We start from the raw sequence: 15,814 nt of genomic DNA, 5'->3' as shown, positions 1-15,814 counted from the left end.
GATGCGTGTCCTAATGAGTAGTCAGCCGCAGGCCTGCGGCATGGCGCAGCTGCGCCTCGTGTAAGTTCGCCTGAAGCAAAAGATCCAGCTGCTGTCGGGCGGCACCCCAATTCGCCTGTGCGGCGTCGATGAGTTCGGCGAGCGCCAGCTCTCCGGCGGCATAACCTTGCTCGGTCAGGGTCAGCACCTGCTGCGAACGCTCGAGCACAGCGCTTTGGTGGCGGGCACTGCGCTCAAGCAAACGAGCGAGTTGCCCGTGGCTCTCCGCCAGTGCCGTGTGGCGGTCGCGCTGCGTTAGCCGCAGCTCCTCTTGAGTCCTCAGCACCTCGCCACTACTGGCTTCGAGGCGCCCGAGCCCCGAGCGCCACAGCGGAAGCTCAACTTGCAGCCCGACCGAGTACGCCGCCTGACGCCGGCCGTCGAAGACTTCCTCCTCGCGCGTAACGCGCAGCTCCAGATCCGGCAGGCGCGCGGCGCGAGCCTCGGCACGACGGGCGGAAGCAGCTTCGAACCGCTCGCGCGCAATCCGTGCCGCCGGATGCTCGCGCTGACGCTCAAGCAGCTCATCGAGCGTGGGCGGAGAAGCGGGCCGAGTAAGCGGACGGGGTTCAAACGCATGCTCCGCCGGCAGATCGAGCAGCGCCAGCAGGCGCAAACGGGCGGCGGACACCTCCCGCGTGGCATCCTCCAACGCCGCCTCCGCCTCGGCGGCCAGCAGTTCGAGGCGAAGCTCCTCTCTGCTGGAGAGATCGCCGGCGGCAGCACGGCGCTGGCCGATCCGGCGGAATTCGCGCGTACGCTCACGTTGCGCCTGCGCCAACAGCACCTGCTCCCTTGCCCATTGGAGCTGGTGAAAGGCCGAAGCAGCGGCATACTCGACATCGAGCGCAGCGGCATCGGCCTGGGCCTGAGTGGCCGCCAGATCCCGCGCTACTGCACGGCGCTGTTCGCGTAAACGGCCGCCAAGGGGCACGGTCTGGCTAACGGCATACTCCTGCCCCCGCCAGTCGGCAGCGCCAAGTTCGCGACCTAGTCCGTCGCCCAGCGTGATTTCCACAGCAGGGTTTGGCCAGCGTCCCGCCTCGGCGAGATCGCCCTGGCGTGCCAAGACAGCGGCGCGCGACGCCGCATAAGCAGGCGAAACGTCAACAGCCCGAGCGACGCTACGCTCCAGGCTCCAGCTCTCGGCAGCCGCCACGATCGGCACAGCCAACGCGAGACTGGCAATAAGAACGACGGGGCGCACCCGCCGGGCGCGATCCGATAAGTATTTCTTGCGCATGACAACACTCCGTCATTCCGGCTGGCAGCCGGATGCGCGGTATTAAGAGCGACGCCTAACGCCGCTCAACCCAAGGGAGAGATCGTCAAGCGCTGGGAGGAGCGCGTGTGAAAGGTCGGGGGGAATAAAATGTGGACAGAATCGGCGGAGCGTCGACAGGCGGCTTAACGCTTTTTGCGGTGCCGTCCAAACCACCAGGAAGACGGCTATCAGCAGCAGCACCGGCACCTTGATGTCATCGAACGCTTTCGGCAGTTTATCGGGCGCGACGCCGACTTGATGGGGATGAGCTTCGCCGAGATCATGGTAATCGGAATGCACGGCAAGCGGGGTATCGCAGTCGACTACCGTGTGCCTGTGCAACGAGTAGCCAAGTAAAAACTGACAGGCGAGTACGATCACCAGCGCTGCGGCAAGCAGCTGGAGCGGAGATCGTGACTGTCTCGCGTGCAGGTGCATCAGCGTTCAAACCCCGAATATTGGCCAGTGGCACAACGCTGTGCCACGCTCGCGGGTTTTATCATTCCAGAAGACGGCTAGTAGAACAACTACTTCCGCTTTCTCGCCAGGCCGCGGCTCAGGAGCGCAGAGCCTCAGGGAATTGGTCAGTGTCTCCTTAACACCGTACTATGCCTCTATTGTTGTTTAGTTATTCACTATATAACTATGCAGAAGATTGAAGCTGCTCATAGGGCACTGAGCAGTATCCTTTTTTTGGGGGGGAAAGTGGTGTTTTTTGTCGCGGCTCCTGTTGTTTTGCAGTTTGCTGTTCGCGTATTCGCAAAGTTCTGCGGCGAATAATTTTTCGTATACCTATCTTGAGTTTTCGGTTGGAGCCTTAACGCTCGACGAAGCCATACGTATAAACGACCGCCAGTACAAAACGCTTAGTGCATTCTCGATCAGCCGGGCTCACCAGTTCGACGGCGGGCTGGTGCTCCACGGGGGCATCGCCGGCGCCCATGCCGAGAAGGGAAAGACGGAGCTTGGCTACGGGCAGCTGGTCATCGGCGTTGCGTTTCCGATAACGGTAACGGATCGAATCGATATTATTCCGACGAGCGGCTTTTTGGCGGTTAACGCGGAAGCGTGCGTCGATAACGTATGCCTTAAATCCGACGACGATGGGATTCTTTATGGCCTGGCGGTTAGGGCCTGGCTGTCTCCGGAGTCTGTCGAGATTATGACCGCATTAGCTAACTCGACGATATCGGGCTCAGCAACGGAAGCCACCCTGGAAGGAGCATTCTGGTGGGGGAATCACCATAGCGCGCGGTTAACGTTGAGTTCGGCCGACTCGGATCGAAGCGTTCTCGTCGGGTATCGCTATAGTTGGTAAGCCGGTACTGCTAGCAGATCGGTGTCGGCTGATTCTAGTGCGCCTTCACGGCGCCCAAGCTTAGGCCACAGCTGTTATCGGGCTCTACTCCCGTTAGAATTTAAATCTATCTACGCAAATGCGTTAGCCGCATATAGGAGGTATGCTGTGATTGATGGTTTTCTAAAAACGTTCCCGCCGAGCAGCGACAACATTCCGCCGACTGCAAAACAATTAGACAAATATTCGCAACGCCTTCCGGCATCTATCCTTGAGCTTTGGGAGCGTGGCGGGTTTGGGAATTATGGCAATGGCGAGATCAAGATAATCAACCCCGACGAATATGAAAAATGCCTGATGGGTTGGCTACTTCGAGATGAGGTTGACGAGTCTCGCACCACCGTCGCCATTTCTTCTACAGGTACGTTATTTTATCATCGCTGGTTGACAGACGACATCGATGACGTCTCTTTCATCAACCCCCATACCTCGGAGACGGATGTCTGCACTTACTCCGGGAGCGAGTTTCTCGCCGTGCTTGCAGACGACAGAGAAGTTAGAGAAGAATTACTAAACCCCAAAATGTTTGAGGAGCTAACAAAGCGGTTTGGCGAAATACCCGCGCAGGAAATCTTTTTCTATACCCCGGCACTACGGCTAGGCGGGCGCGAATCAATCGAGAATGTCGAGCATGGCAATGCTGTTGTCCATCTCGAATTTCTTTTGCAACTCGCACTCGGCAAATAGCATGATATATGTCCGCGTAACGCCGGCGCGATGCCGGGACATACGGCAGGTGTCGTTGGAAGCGCCATTAAGGGCATCGCTTCAGGTGTCGGTTTGCCTGTGCGGTTTCACGTGCGCATCCCGCCGACCTGTAGAGCACCGGCTCGCTGAGCTTTCTCCTCCTCGCGTAAGGTCAACACCTCGAAACCGTTCGCGGTAACGGCTATTGTGTGCTCCCATTGCGCAGAAAGCTTTTTATCGGCGGTGACGACCGTCCAGCCATCGCGTTTCACCTTCACCTTGGCCGCACCCTGGTTAATCATAGGTTCGATCGTGAACGTCATGCCCTCTTTGAGCACCAACCCTTTGCCGGGAGTGCCATAGTGAAGCACCTGGGGCTCCTCATGCATAGTCATGCCGATACCGTGCCCACAGTATTCGCGAACGACGGAATAACCCTTCGATTCCGCGCATTGCTGGATAGCATGGCCGATATCGCCGAGCGTAGCCCCCGGCCTAACCACCTCAATCCCCTTCCACATAGCCTGATACGTCACATCGACCAAGCGTTTTGCCGCCGGCGAGACCGCGCCGATCATATACATCTTGCTGGAGTCGGCTATGTAGCCGTTCTTCTCCAACGTGATATCGACGTTAACGATATCGCCGGCCTTCAAGATCTTGGTATCCGACGGGATACCGTGACAAACAACGCGGTTGACCGATGTGTTAAGCGAGAAAGCGAACCCGTACTGCCCTTTACTCGCCGGCCGCGCCTTCAGCACATCGACGATATAACGCTCAGCCAAGGTGTCGATGTGCATTGTCGATATACCCGCGTCGATATGCGCATCAAGATATGCAAACACCGCCGCAAGCAGACGGCCAGACTCGCGCATCCGCTCCAGCGCGTCGGCCCCCTTTATAACCACCTTACTCACTAGAAATCCGCTCCAGATCAACTGCGGCCAGCTTCATCTGCTGCTTCATGATCTCGGTGAACGTCATGTGGGGGTTGGTTTCCGCGAGCATACCAACCTTTATCCAAAACTCCGCCTGAGCATTAATCGAACGCACCATCGCCGAACTGGCTTTGCGGATCTCGTCGTGCAGCTCATCGCTGATCTTTACGATCCCCATAACAACCTCTGTATATGATTTATATACAGATCATATATTCCAAGACAGGGCTCCGCAAGAAGGCTATTGGACGCACGACCTCGCACGAGCACCGCCGAAACCGAGCCGCTGCGCGCACCTGTTGCTGTGCCAAAGGCTTGGACTGACTCACAGAAGCTACCTCCCTGTAGACCGTGAATTTACACAGCCTCCTTCACCTGAACCAATAGCGAGCGGTAATAGCGAACAAATCCCCCTAATACGAACCAGGACTGTCGCCTTTTAATGCCAGATCGTGGCCGAAGTGGCACAATTAACGCGTTGTTTTGTAAGTTGTTGAGTGGTTTGATGGCGCAATGGAGAAGTGACGAATTGCGTCTTACGTGGCAATTTGCCGTATTTTATCACAGCGTTTTATTATCTACTTACTGTTGGACAGCAGGCAAGATGAAGCGCATACGGCAACTAATCGTTAAGTCAGGGGGGCGGGCTTCAGCCCTGGGAGAGCCTTCCGGAAAGTCGACTAGTTAGCATTGACGACAATATGACCCCGTAGAGATGCTGAGGCGCTGGTCAAAGAGTCCTCCACAGTGCCAGCATAGGACGGTAATACCCGGGACGACATCGTGCGGGCTCAGGAACGCTTCTCAAACATCTTGGGCCGCGTACTCAGGGGCTTCCTGTCAAATATAGCTAATGGCCTGAACAGCCCGTTTCCACAAACACAGCACCGGGTTTCGCTGCCCCTGAAACATCATAGGGAAGCTGCGCCACCGACGCTTAAGCAGGCGTTGCTATCGGAGCCCGACGAACCCGTTAGCGGCTTTGTCGCCCGACGCGTCGACAGGCTGGAAGCAGCGGAAGGCGGCCTTTAGAGGCTTTTCAGGTGAAACGCCTAACTTCAAGTTGCAATCGACGACTTTACCGCAGCTTAACTCCGCGTTAGGGCGCAAAGAAGGGGGTACCGAATTGTTATCAACGGTTGAGCAGAAAAGATTGCTCTTATCAAAGAACACCGAGGCCACAAAAAAGTCGCTGCTCGGTCAGTTTCTGACGCCTGAAAGGACGGCTGCCTTCATGGCAAGCCTTTTCCCTGACGGGGAAGGTAACTGTCGCCTGTTAGATGCAGGCGCAGGGATAGGTTCGTTATCGGCGGCTTTCCTAGATAGGTGGAGAAGCGGTGGATTTCGTTTTAAGCGAGTTTCTGTAGATGCATTTGAGCTCGACTCGGCCTTAATTGAGCACCTGACTCATATTCTAGACAGTTACAATAACAGGGGCGATTTTGTTGCCAATATTCGTCAGGAGGATTTTATTCATATCGCAGTAGAATCATTAACGGGCGATCTGTTTTCGCCGCCTATAGGGCCCTATACGCACGCAATTCTTAATCCGCCCTACAAGAAAATCAACAGCCAGTCGGCCCATCGGACGGCCTTGCGACGCGTCGGTATCGAAGCGGTGAACCTGTACAGCGCGTTCGTGGCCTTGGCAGTGGCCCACGCAGCGCCGGGCGCGCAAATCGTAGCTATCATTCCTCGCAGTTTCTGCAATGGTCCATATTACCGGCCGTTTCGTAACTTCATCCTTGATCATGCGGCGCTTTGCCACATGCACCTGTTTGAATCACGCAGCAAGGCCTTCAAGGATGACGATGTTCTACAGGAGAACATTATCATCCGCCTAGAGTGTGGAGGGCGACAGGGATCGGTCACGGTTTCGACCTCCTCTGATGACAGCTTTTCCGACCTCTCCTATCATGAACACCCGTTCGATCGGATCGTGTTTCCGGATGATACTGAGAGGTTTATACATGCACCCACATCGGCTGAGCAAAACGCCATCGAGCTGTCTCCAGCAATCCGCTGCACACTGGCTGACATAGGCATTAAGGTATCAACGGGCCCGGTGGTCGATTTCCGACTGAAAAGCACCTGCGCGACATGCCAAGTGAGAGCACCGTGCCCCTACTGTATCCCGGCCATTTCAGCAAAGTAGGTACCACATGGCCTATTAAGGGAATGAAGAAACCCAACGCCATCGAACTTAATGCCGACACCCAAAAATGGCTGTATCCAAGTGGCTTCTATTGCGTAGTCCGGCGCTTTTCATCCAAGGAAGAGAAGCGCCGAATCGTAGCGAGTGTGGTCGAGCCGAACACCTTTGGCAACGTGCCAATGCTGGGCTTCGAGAATCATCTAAACCTCTTCCATGAGAATAAGCAGGGGCTGCCTGAATCGCTAGCTCGTGGTTTGGCGGTATTCCTCAACACGACTGCGGTTGATGAACAATTCCGGCGATTTAGCGGACATACACAAGTCAATGCAACTGACCTTAAACTAATGAAGTACCCAAGTCGGGACGATCTAATCCAGCTTGGAGAGTGGGCGACGCAGCAGGAAACTCTCGCGCAAGACAAAATCGACGCCAAGCTGAGGGATTTGATGTTATGACGAAAAAAGACGACTACATCGAAGCTGCGCGAAAAACCATCATTTCTTTAGGCCTGCCTCGAGCACAACAGAACGAGCGTTCCGCCCTCTGCCTGCTAGCGTTGTTGAACCTAACACCAGGCAAACGCTGGACCGATGCAGAAAGCCCACTCATGGGTATTACTCCAATCATGGACTGGGCAAAGGAGCACTACGGTAAAGAATATGCGCCGAATACCCGCGAGACAATTCGTCGGCAAACAATGCACCAGTTCTGCGACGCGGGGCTGGCCCTATATAATCCGGACGAACCCGGCCGACCGGTGAATAGCCCGAAGGCGGTTTATCAGATTGAACCGACCGCGCTTGCATTGCTACGCACATTCGGCACTCCGGCGTGGCATAACAAGCTGACCGCGTATCTTGCTGAACGTGAAACGCTCATTGCCAGATACGCTAAGGAACGGGAGCAGAATCGCATCCCGGTTGAGATTGCGCCGGGCAAAGAAATCACTCTCAGCCCTGGGGAGCATAGCGAGCTGATCCGCGCCATTATCGAAGACTTCGCTCCACGCTTCGCACAGGGTAGTGCGCTGGTCTATGCCGGAGATACCGGCGACAAGTGGGGCTACTTCGATGCTCCCCTACTTGCGAACTTAGGTGTCAAAGTAGATTCACACGGCAAAATGCCTGATGTGGTATTGCACTACACTGCAAAAACTGGTTGTTACTGGTCGAGTCCGTCACCAGTCACGGGCCGGTCGATGGCAAGCGTCATGCCGAGTTGGCAACGCTATTCGCCGGATCTACCGCTGGCCTAGTCTATGTCACCGCTTTCCCGAACAGGGCCGTCATGGGCCGATACCTCGGTGATATTGCATGGGAAACTGAAGTATGGGTTGCTGACGCACCGTCACATCTTATTCATTTCAATGGCGAACGTTTCCTTGGACCCTACAACACACGGTAATAAGCGCTGCACTGGGCGGTAATTTTCATTGCCGCCGGTTAGCTTGGACGTTGGAGCTACGAAGGAAACCCAGTGCCGCCTACTGGACAGCCAGTATCAAAGCTCGGTTTTGGGGTGTTCTACATCGCCATAGTCGAAGGTATCTGGCCGCTGGTCACCAACACACCAGCTTCAGTAATGCTGTTTCACTTTGTGGGCAGCCTGTTCGTGCTCGGTCTATGGCAAGCTTACAAAGCGCTCTCCGAACACAGGAACTGGAGGGTTCGGCCACTGGTGTTCGGGGTGGTGGCGCTGTTATTAGCCACCTGTGCGACAGCGCCGTTAAAATGGCTACTCACAATGTCCCCCGCAGGCCACTTTGGATAGGTCAACTAACTTCCAAAACGCTCTCGCGCACTATCAACTAGCGCCCGATTTCGAGGTGCCCGTGCTCGGCCCTGACAATCCCGCTGGCGCCAACTACTGCTACGGCGATCTGAAGTCCAGCAAAGGCATTTCCGGGGCACGGAGCGGCCTGAGCGAACTTGTGCTAGAGCAAATCACGTTTCGGTTTGACGCCGAGGGGATGTGCGGAAGATTCCTAACAAAGCCATGCACGGCGGCTGCTTCGCAGCCGCGACTCGTGACCTTCGTTAAGCGGCAAGAGCGCCTATGTCAGACGACCAAAATTTAAGGATAGACTTCGAGAGTGCGATGGGGGAGGAATTCGGTGATTTGGTTTCTCCTCCTATCCCATTCAATGACGCTTCACCTCATGAATGCTGCGAGGCAATTTGGCAGGTTCTCGGCGATGCTGTAACGCCGACAATGTTGGCCAAGCTCACTGAAGCCGACTATCGGAAAATTGCGGCATCCTTTGGCAACTGGTTCGAATGCGAGCCGCCTACCGCAATGCAAATTGCCGAGGCTACAGCAAGAACACTGAGTCGATGGCCTGCCGGGTCATTAAATGAAAGCGCTTAACAAACCCGCAGCTATGCCAAGCGTTACCCCTTACGAAGAAGAACTCAACGGCCACACGAACAAGCTCGGCCCCCTCGCACTCGGCCACACCAAGCGCAAACACGTGGTTTTTCTGACCCAATGCGTGGGGCAATCCATCGGCGGAAGAATGCTGTGTTCTATAAGGGCTCAACTAAGCGCGGCCAGGAAGTCCTGCGCCGTAGTGGGCTTTGAGAACATGGGGAAATCATACTGAATCGCATTGTCGTGCTGTTCGATGGAGGTGGCGGCGGCACAATCGGTAAGCGTGATGACCTCATAGCCGTTCTCGTAGGCCGAGCGCATGGTCGACTCGACGCAGCAGTTGGTCAGGAAGCCACCGAGCACCACGGTCTGGATGCCTTTGCTGCGCAGCATAAAATCGAGGTTGGTGCTGGCGAACGTGTCTAGCCCGCGCTTGCCCTCGACGACAATATCGCCTTCCTCGGGCTTTAGCTGGTCGACGATCTCCGAGCCCCACTGCCCCTTCACAAACGCATTGCCATCGACCACACCCTTCAGAATACCGTAGGGGTGGTCGGTAATCTCGTTGTACCCGGGCGCAAAGCTGATGGGCGCGTGCATGACGGTGATGCCGGCGTGGCGCGCCCGGCTCACGACCTCGCGCGTTTTGGCGAGCATCCCGGTCTGCTCCATCACGTCTTTCACGGCCTCATGCAGTACGCCGCCTTCGCTGGTGAAATCGTTCTGGTACTCGATCAGGACAACGGCTGTTTTCTTCGGGTCGATCGTCATCGTCATGGTGGCCTTCCTTGTAAGTGTTATGCACTTGGATCTGCCACCCTACTATTTGTCAGACAAGCAGACAAGATATAAACTGCCGCCATGGATAAGAAACCTGAATCACCCGCATTGTCGCCAGTCGGCCGCGAGCCGCTGAGCGTGATCGTCGCTGGCCGTATCCGCGATGCCATCGTTTCCGGCCAACTGCCCGACGGCTCCCCGCTGCCGGGCGAGAAAGAGCTGGGCGCGCGTTTCGAGGTCGGACGCTCGACGGTGCGCGAAGCGCTACGAATTCTGCAGGCGCAAGGCTTGGTCACCGGCGGCGATCGCGTTTCGACGCGCACCCCCACGGTGAACGGGCGCGGAGCGGTGTCTAGCGCCGCGTTTGCGCTTGAGAACGTGCTGCGCTTAGGGCAAGTGCCGCTGCAGGATCTGGTTTCGCTGCGGCTGCTCATCGAGCAATCGGCGCTCGCTCTAGCGGCTGCGCGGCTCGATGACGAGGGGCGCGGCCGCGCTGAGGATGCCATCGCCGAGATGGACGCAGCGGCCGATGACATCGAGTGCTTTATCGACGCCGACGTCGCCTTCCACGCTACCTTGATCGATGCCGCCGGGAACGCTGCGTACGTACTCGTTAACAACGTGCTGCGGGGAACGATGGCAGAGCATTTGCGCGTAGCCCTTCAGCGCGCGCAGGATCTGCCCGCGGTAACAGCCAAATTAAATCGAGAGCATCGCGCCATTCTCGCAGCGGCCTGCGCGGGCGATGGCTCACTCGCTGCACAACGCGTCGGCGCGCACATCCGAGATTTCTACGAACAGCAGGTGGCCCATGACTGACCTTCGCGCCCGTCTCGCCGAGGTGCTTCCGCACGAGGAATTCACCACCGACCCGGAGATCATCGCCAGTTATGCGCACGATCAAGCAGGGCTCTGCAATTCGGGCACCGCTGCCGCGCTGGTGCGTGCCCGCTCGGTGGATACCGTCATCGCCACGCTTCGGCTGGCGACGGCCACCCGCACACCGGTAGTAACCCGTGGTGCCGGCACCGGGCTATCGGGGGGCGCCAACGCGGTTGATGGCTGCATCATCCTCGCCCTGCACAAGCTCGACCGAATACTCGAGCTTGACCCGGTAGCGGGCATCGCGCGGGTCGAGCCCGGCGTGCTCAACGGCACCCTTAATGCCCGGGCGCGCGAGCATGGCCTTACCTATGCCCCGGATCCTGCCAGCCGCGCCATCTGTAGCATTGGCGGTAACGTCGCAACCAATGCCGGTGGCGCCTGCTGCGTTAAGTACGGCGTGACCGGCGACCATGTGGCGTGTTTGGAGGCAATCCTGGCGGATGGCTCGCGCATCCGCACGGGCTCGCTTACCCGTAAAAATGTCGCCGGCTTGGATCTCAACCGGCTGCTGATCGGGTCAGAAGGGACGCTTGCGGTCATCGTCGGCATTACCGTGCGCTTGCTGCCGGCCCCCCGCCCAGCGGCACGCTAATTGCTTTTTTCCCGGAACTCGTCCGCGCCGGCGAGGCGATTGTGGCACTGCAGGCGCGGCATAACTTGTCGCGCCTGGAAGTGATGGATCAAGCCACCGTCCGCGCTGTAGAAGACTTCACGCACATGGAGCTAGATACAAGCGCGGCGGCGATGCTCATCGCCCAGGCCGACACCGTCGACCGCGAAGCAGTGCTCGATGAAGCCGCGCGCATTTGTCGCGCGCATGGTGCAGACATGGTGGAAACGACGCTGGACGAGGCGGAAGGCGAGCTGTTCATGCAGGCGCGCAGCGCAGCGCTGCCGGCGCTGGAGAAAAAAGGCCATTGCCTGCTGGACGACGTTGCCGTGCCGATCCCGCGCATTCCGGACCTGCTTGCGCTCTGCGCCGCGGCAGCCAAACGCCGCGGCGTGACGATCGCGACCTTCGGCCATGCCGGCGACGGCAACCTGCACCCCACCATCGTCTACGACGCGCTGGATTCCGCAGCCACCCAAGCGGCCGAGCAAGCCTTCGGCGACATCATTACCGGCACACTGAAACTTGGCGGGAGCATTACCGGCGAGCATGGCATCGGCATGCTCAAGCGCCCCTACCTTGCCGCCATGACCGGCGCAAAAGAAGTCGAGCTTATGCACGGAATCAAAAACGCTTTCGATCCGCTTGGCATTCTCAATCCCGGCAAAGGCTATTAGGCGAATTTAGAAAGACCGGCACGACCTCGAAGAATGCTAAAGCCAACCACAGCCATAGAGAAATACACAGCAAAGAATACCAAGGTCGCGCCCTCCCCCAGAGCGACCTCAACGCCAGTCGCACGCCCCAAAACAATACGGTTAATCGTCAGCCAAGCCAGATGGGCTCCGATGCATGTCCACACGGTGGCCGAGGCGGTTGCATCTCTAGCGTAAACAAGCATGAAACCGAAGGCGGCGAGTGTTAGGTAGTACATCAACGGGTTTACCCCACCCGGAGCCAAGCTAAAGGTCGCACCGTCAGCACTAGCAAGTAACTCCAGCAAAGCCTGGACACCCAATGCGACCACCGGCACACATAGGAAGACCATGATGTTCAGGACGGTGGCCACAGGCCGTGAATAGCGCATACGTAAGGCAGTCAGGGCATAGCCGCGGATTGAAACCTCCTCAGGAATCGCCTCCAACAGCAGTGCCACCACCGCATTTGTAGCAAGAAACACCAAGAGGTGAAGCAGGTCGAAGCTCGACCAGCGGGCCACGCCGATCAGCGAGAGCACAGCTATAACGGCAACTCCGGCGGCGGACACGACACCTAGCCCCAAGAGAAACCCAGCCATGTCTCTGCGCACGCCGCTGAGGCCGATTCCGGCCAGCGGCGCCCGATCCCAGCGCCGCCGCAACAGCAAGATCACCGCCACAACGGTGATACCAACCGAGCCGGCCACGATCAAGCGAACACCGAACGGGTCGGATGATGACGCCGAAGCACCGAACGCAGAGCCGATGAAGCTGGCCACCGCTAGCACTACACCCATTAATACAGCCGCCGCCAGCGCACGCCCAAGAGCGACACCAGCGGGCAAACGCCGATCGATGGCAACCATAACACCCTCTGCTTACGCCGGTTTGCCCAGAGTATCTATCGACCGACCACGGTAGGCAATCGCCGCGGCGCCAACGATTAGAATAAGGCTTGCCCCGGTCGTGCCTGTTTCGGCGACATACTCATCAAAAATTCCGGCTGATAGCATGAACCAAGAGGGTATCGCTCATGATCGCGACGCCTGCCCCGTCACAGGCAAGCCAGCGGCCTTCCATTCCGGATAGCCTTCCTCGAAACGCTTAACTTGATAGCCGAGTTGCCGCAGACGCTGAACAGCCTGGTGCGACAAGGTGCAATAGGGCCCCCGGCAGTAGGCGACAATTTCTCTATCGCGAGGGAGCCTGTCCAGCATGTCTTCCAAGTGTGTCAGAGGAATGTTGATCGCCTCGGGCAGATGGCCTGCCTCGTATTCGTCCTCGGAGCGTACGTCCAGCAGCACGACCTCGCCACGCTTCAGGCCAGCCAGTAATTCGTCCCTGGATACTGCCTCCAAAGCACCGCCCGCATTGTCATCGGCGAACAGCCGACTTACCAGACGCTCCATCTCAGCCAGATTGGTTTCGGCGACCTGCCGGAGCAGTTCCATCAGGGTAACGATCCGCTCATCGGTTAAGCGGTAGATCACCTGCTTGCCAGCGCGGGTAGCCGTGACAAGCCCTACTCGCCGGAGCTGTTGGAGGTGTTGAGAGGCATTACCTACCGTGAGGCCGGCCGTATTGGCCAATACTTCCACTGACGCATCGGCCTGGGCCAGACGCTTTAGCAATGCCAGGCGATGGCCGTTACCCAAAGCTCGGGCGACTTGCGCCAACGTATCGAGAAGATCCTGTTGCGATGTCATCCGTTAACCTCTGAAGGCCAAAAACTCGACATAGATACTGCGCCACTTGACAGCTCGCCATGTTCTACTCAATCATTCTATAGATTCATTGAATGAAATAAAAACCCGTGCCATACGGATACCCTCATTACTATCGACGGCCCTCCTTATGGCACCGAAAGGCTCCGCCACACTGAGATCGCCGAGGGAGCTGAGCACAGCATTATGGATGTCCTGGCAAACTGCTGGCAGAAGCCACCGAGCAGGCCTACCAAGTCCTGCCGCTCTGAATTCACTTACCCGCCAAGAAGGTAACCCATGGAACTCGCTCGCCTGGAAAAGCGCAACGTAGCCATTTTGGCGGTCAGTCAAATCCTGTTCATGGTGGCCTCGATTACGGTCATGACGTTAAGCGGGGTGGTCGGCCAGCAGTTAAGCCCCGATCCGGGCCTGGCCACGCTGCCGATCGCCATGATGATGCTGGGCACTGTCGTCTCAACCCTGCCGGCATCGCTCTACATGAAGCGTGTAGGCAGACGTCGAGGCTTCATCATGGGGGCCAGTCTTGGCGGTATAGCCGGCGGCCTATTGAGCTTCGCCGCAATCGGTTTAGGCTCCTTCTGGCTGTTTTGTGTCGGCAACCTGCTGCTGGGTCTCTACCAAGGCTTTGCCATGTATTACCGCTTTGCTGCTGTTGACGTGGCTAGCCCCGCCTTTCGCAGCCGGGCGCTTTCCTTAGTCATGGCCGGCGGCGTTGTAGCCGCCTTCCTCGGCCCCTGGAATGCCAGCGCCGCCAGCGACTTAATTGCCAGCGTGCCATCCGGTGGCCCCTATCTGGTGATCGCCATTCTCGCCCTGGTGGCCATCGGCTTATTGACCCAGCTCAGGGTACCCGCTAGCGGCGAGCCACAACCCGGCGAAACCTCTCGTTCCATGGCAGCCATCGCTACCCAACCGCGTTTCATCGTCGCCGTGCTGGCCGGCGCGGCGGGCTACGCCATTATGGCGCTAGTGATGACGGCCACGCCGCTGGCGATGCGCGCCCAGGGCTTTGAGATGGAGCAGATTACCTTCATCATGCAGTGGCACGTTCTAGGCATGTTTGCGCCTTCCTTCGTGACCGGCAGCCTGATCGCTCGCTTTGGCGTCCCTCGCATCCTACTGACTGGCACCCTACTGCTTGCAGGCACTGCTCTTGTGAGCAACCTTGGCGCCAGTCTGGCTCATTTCTGGGTAGCCCTGGTACTGCTGGGTATCGGTTGGAACTTTCTATTTGTGGGCGGCAGCGCCCTGCTGGCGACTGTCCACTCTGAGGCCGAACGCGGTAAGGTACAAGGCATTAACGACCTGGTTATCTTCTCCCTGGTGGCCGTAGGGTCGCTGATGGCGGGAGCGCTACTGCACCACCTCGGCTGGGAGGCCCTCAATCTCGTTATGCTGCTGCCCATTCTATTGGTGGCTCTCGCAACACTCTGGCTCTGGTTGAATACCGCCGCACAGCCAGTGGGCTCTCCCTCGACCCAGCCTGATAGATAAGGGAACTGTTGCCATGTCATCCCCGGCGACGCTGGAGGTTGCCGAAGCGATGGCCATCGGGGCCAGCGGCCGAAAAGTAACAAGCAGATATCTACAAGGCACACGGACCTGGTGGATATCCTGCTGTTGCTGAAAATCAATAACTAAGGTCGGACACCCTCTCGCCCGATCCGCTCGATTTCCTCTCGGCAAAGGCTTTCGGTCAGCTCCAGCAGGCGCTTGACGCGCGGGGCCAGGTAGTCGATGTCGCCGGGAAACACCGGGAAGGCTTTCTTGTAGCGGGCACCGATATACGCCTTATCCAGTAACTCGAAGCGTTTTTTCTCTTTCTCGCCCAGCTGCGGGAACAGCTCGCGGTACACCGGGCCGTACAGCGCGGCGCGCTCGCCCAGCCACTCCAGCAAATGCTCGTGGGGGCAATAGCCGGTAAAGACCAAGAGAATGCACTTATAGGCTGCTTCGGAAGCTTGGTTAAGCTGGAAAGCAGCGAGAGGAAGCTGTCCTTTATCCGCATAAAACTGGCAGCCATCGTAAAAGGCGTTCGCGCAATTGAACCATCGGTCAAAATCCCCCTGCGCAATCCGCTGCGCTTCCACGGGTGTTAATTCCCGCGGCTCGGCCAGTTCGACACAGCCGGCGTCGTACAACAACCGCCCTTCGCGCTTAATGTCCAGGAAGAAATACCGGCCGTCGGAGAGGTTGGCGTTAACGTCGGCAATGTCATGCAGAATGGGACTCACCCGCGCCGAAAAACCCTGGCTCTTGCACACATCCCGCAGCGCCTTGCGGATGTTGGCATCCTCCGCC

Annotated in this window: 17 protein-coding genes and 1 pseudogene; 11 read left to right on the top strand and 7 right to left on the bottom strand. The window is 57.8% G+C overall.

Annotated elements, in window-relative coordinates:
- Positions 1-10: 10 nt before the first annotated feature.
- A complete protein-coding gene (locus CAI21_RS18855) occupies positions 11-1,282 on the bottom strand; it encodes a TolC family protein (RefSeq protein ID WP_116303718.1) in 1,272 nt (423 codons plus the stop codon).
- A gap of 174 nt (positions 1,283-1,456) precedes the next feature.
- Here CAI21_RS18855 and CAI21_RS18850 point away from each other — a divergent pair, with 174 nt between their 5' ends.
- The 3 genes from CAI21_RS18850 (at position 1,457) to CAI21_RS18840 (ending at position 3,347) form a co-directional block, all read left to right on the top strand.
- Entirely contained in the window at positions 1,457-1,660 is a 204-nt protein-coding gene (locus CAI21_RS18850) for a hypothetical protein (protein ID WP_116303717.1), read from the top strand.
- Between the two features lie 358 nt (positions 1,661-2,018).
- Complete coding sequence (locus CAI21_RS18845; RefSeq protein WP_116303716.1) at positions 2,019-2,621, top strand: hypothetical protein; 603 nt, start codon at positions 2,019-2,021, stop codon at positions 2,619-2,621.
- Between the two features lie 147 nt (positions 2,622-2,768).
- Positions 2,769-3,347, top strand: a complete 579-nt coding sequence (locus tag CAI21_RS18840; protein WP_181919536.1) for a T6SS immunity protein Tdi1 domain-containing protein — start codon at positions 2,769-2,771, stop codon at positions 3,345-3,347.
- A gap of 107 nt (positions 3,348-3,454) precedes the next feature.
- Here the strand turns inward: CAI21_RS18840 and map are convergent, their stop codons facing one another.
- A complete protein-coding gene (gene map, locus CAI21_RS18835) occupies positions 3,455-4,267 on the bottom strand; it encodes a type I methionyl aminopeptidase (RefSeq protein WP_116303714.1) in 813 nt (270 codons plus the stop codon).
- Positions 4,260-4,466, bottom strand: coding sequence for a ParD-like family protein (locus CAI21_RS18830; RefSeq protein ID WP_116303713.1), 207 nt, complete (start codon positions 4,464-4,466; stop codon positions 4,260-4,262). Before CAI21_RS18830 ends, map begins: the two co-directional genes overlap by 8 nt.
- A 948-nt stretch (positions 4,467-5,414) precedes the next feature.
- On the opposite strand from CAI21_RS18830, the gene CAI21_RS25275 reads away from it, so the two are divergent.
- The 4 genes and pseudogenes from CAI21_RS25275 (at position 5,415) to CAI21_RS22955 (ending at position 8,810) form a co-directional block, all read left to right on the top strand.
- Positions 5,415-6,443 (top strand): Eco57I restriction-modification methylase domain-containing protein, encoded by a 1,029-nt coding sequence (locus CAI21_RS25275; RefSeq protein WP_258869004.1) that lies wholly within the window; start codon positions 5,415-5,417, stop codon positions 6,441-6,443.
- Between the two features lie 23 nt (positions 6,444-6,466).
- A complete protein-coding gene (locus CAI21_RS25270) occupies positions 6,467-6,898 on the top strand; it encodes a hypothetical protein (protein WP_258869003.1) in 432 nt (143 codons plus the stop codon).
- Positions 6,895-7,847, top strand: a pseudogene (locus tag CAI21_RS18820) (BsuBI/PstI family type II restriction endonuclease). Before CAI21_RS25270 ends, CAI21_RS18820 begins: the two are co-directional and overlap by 4 nt.
- Before the next feature lie 651 nt (positions 7,848-8,498).
- Positions 8,499-8,810, top strand: a complete 312-nt coding sequence (locus CAI21_RS22955; RefSeq protein ID WP_147305174.1) for a hypothetical protein — start codon at positions 8,499-8,501, stop codon at positions 8,808-8,810.
- Between the two features lie 168 nt (positions 8,811-8,978).
- Here CAI21_RS22955 and CAI21_RS18805 read toward each other — a convergent pair whose 3' ends face one another.
- Entirely contained in the window at positions 8,979-9,590 is a 612-nt protein-coding gene (locus CAI21_RS18805; RefSeq protein WP_220348842.1) for a cysteine hydrolase family protein, read from the bottom strand.
- 84 nt (positions 9,591-9,674) lie between these two features.
- Between CAI21_RS18805 and CAI21_RS18800 the strand changes: the two genes are divergently transcribed.
- From CAI21_RS18800 to CAI21_RS24230, 3 genes are read left to right on the top strand one after another with little or no spacing between them, the layout of a single operon-like run.
- Positions 9,675-10,412, top strand: a complete 738-nt coding sequence (locus CAI21_RS18800) for a FadR/GntR family transcriptional regulator (RefSeq protein WP_116303710.1) — start codon at positions 9,675-9,677, stop codon at positions 10,410-10,412.
- Positions 10,405-11,070, top strand: a complete 666-nt coding sequence (locus CAI21_RS24235) for an FAD-binding oxidoreductase (protein ID WP_220348840.1) — start codon at positions 10,405-10,407, stop codon at positions 11,068-11,070. Before CAI21_RS18800 ends, CAI21_RS24235 begins: the two co-directional genes overlap by 8 nt.
- Positions 11,071-11,111: 41 nt before the next feature.
- Complete coding sequence (locus CAI21_RS24230) at positions 11,112-11,765, top strand: FAD-binding oxidoreductase (RefSeq protein WP_258868225.1); 654 nt, start codon at positions 11,112-11,114, stop codon at positions 11,763-11,765.
- Here the strand turns inward: CAI21_RS24230 and CAI21_RS18790 are convergent.
- On the bottom strand, positions 11,762-12,652 hold the full coding sequence (locus CAI21_RS18790) for a CPBP family glutamic-type intramembrane protease (RefSeq protein WP_116303709.1): 891 nt from the start codon (positions 12,650-12,652) through the stop codon (positions 11,762-11,764). The genes CAI21_RS24230 and CAI21_RS18790 overlap by 4 nt on opposite strands.
- Positions 12,653-12,817: 165 nt before the next feature.
- On the bottom strand, positions 12,818-13,492 hold the full coding sequence (locus CAI21_RS18785; protein ID WP_116303708.1) for an ArsR/SmtB family transcription factor: 675 nt from the start codon (positions 13,490-13,492) through the stop codon (positions 12,818-12,820).
- Positions 13,493-13,789: 297 nt separating this feature from the next.
- Between CAI21_RS18785 and CAI21_RS18780 the strand changes: the two genes are divergently transcribed.
- Positions 13,790-15,007, top strand: coding sequence for an MFS transporter (locus CAI21_RS18780; RefSeq protein WP_116303707.1), 1,218 nt, complete (start codon positions 13,790-13,792; stop codon positions 15,005-15,007).
- A gap of 143 nt (positions 15,008-15,150) precedes the next feature.
- On the opposite strand, the gene CAI21_RS18775 is transcribed toward CAI21_RS18780, so the two are convergent.
- Positions 15,151-15,814: HEPN domain-containing protein (locus CAI21_RS18775; RefSeq protein WP_116303706.1), on the bottom strand; the 664-nt coding region annotated here is incomplete at its 5' end.

The organism is Alkalilimnicola ehrlichii (genome assembly GCF_003399765.1).
Lineage (GTDB): Bacteria > Pseudomonadota > Gammaproteobacteria > Nitrococcales > AK92 > AK92.
Note: the sequence above shows the minus strand (reverse complement) of the source record. Positions and strands in the feature narration are given on the sequence as shown.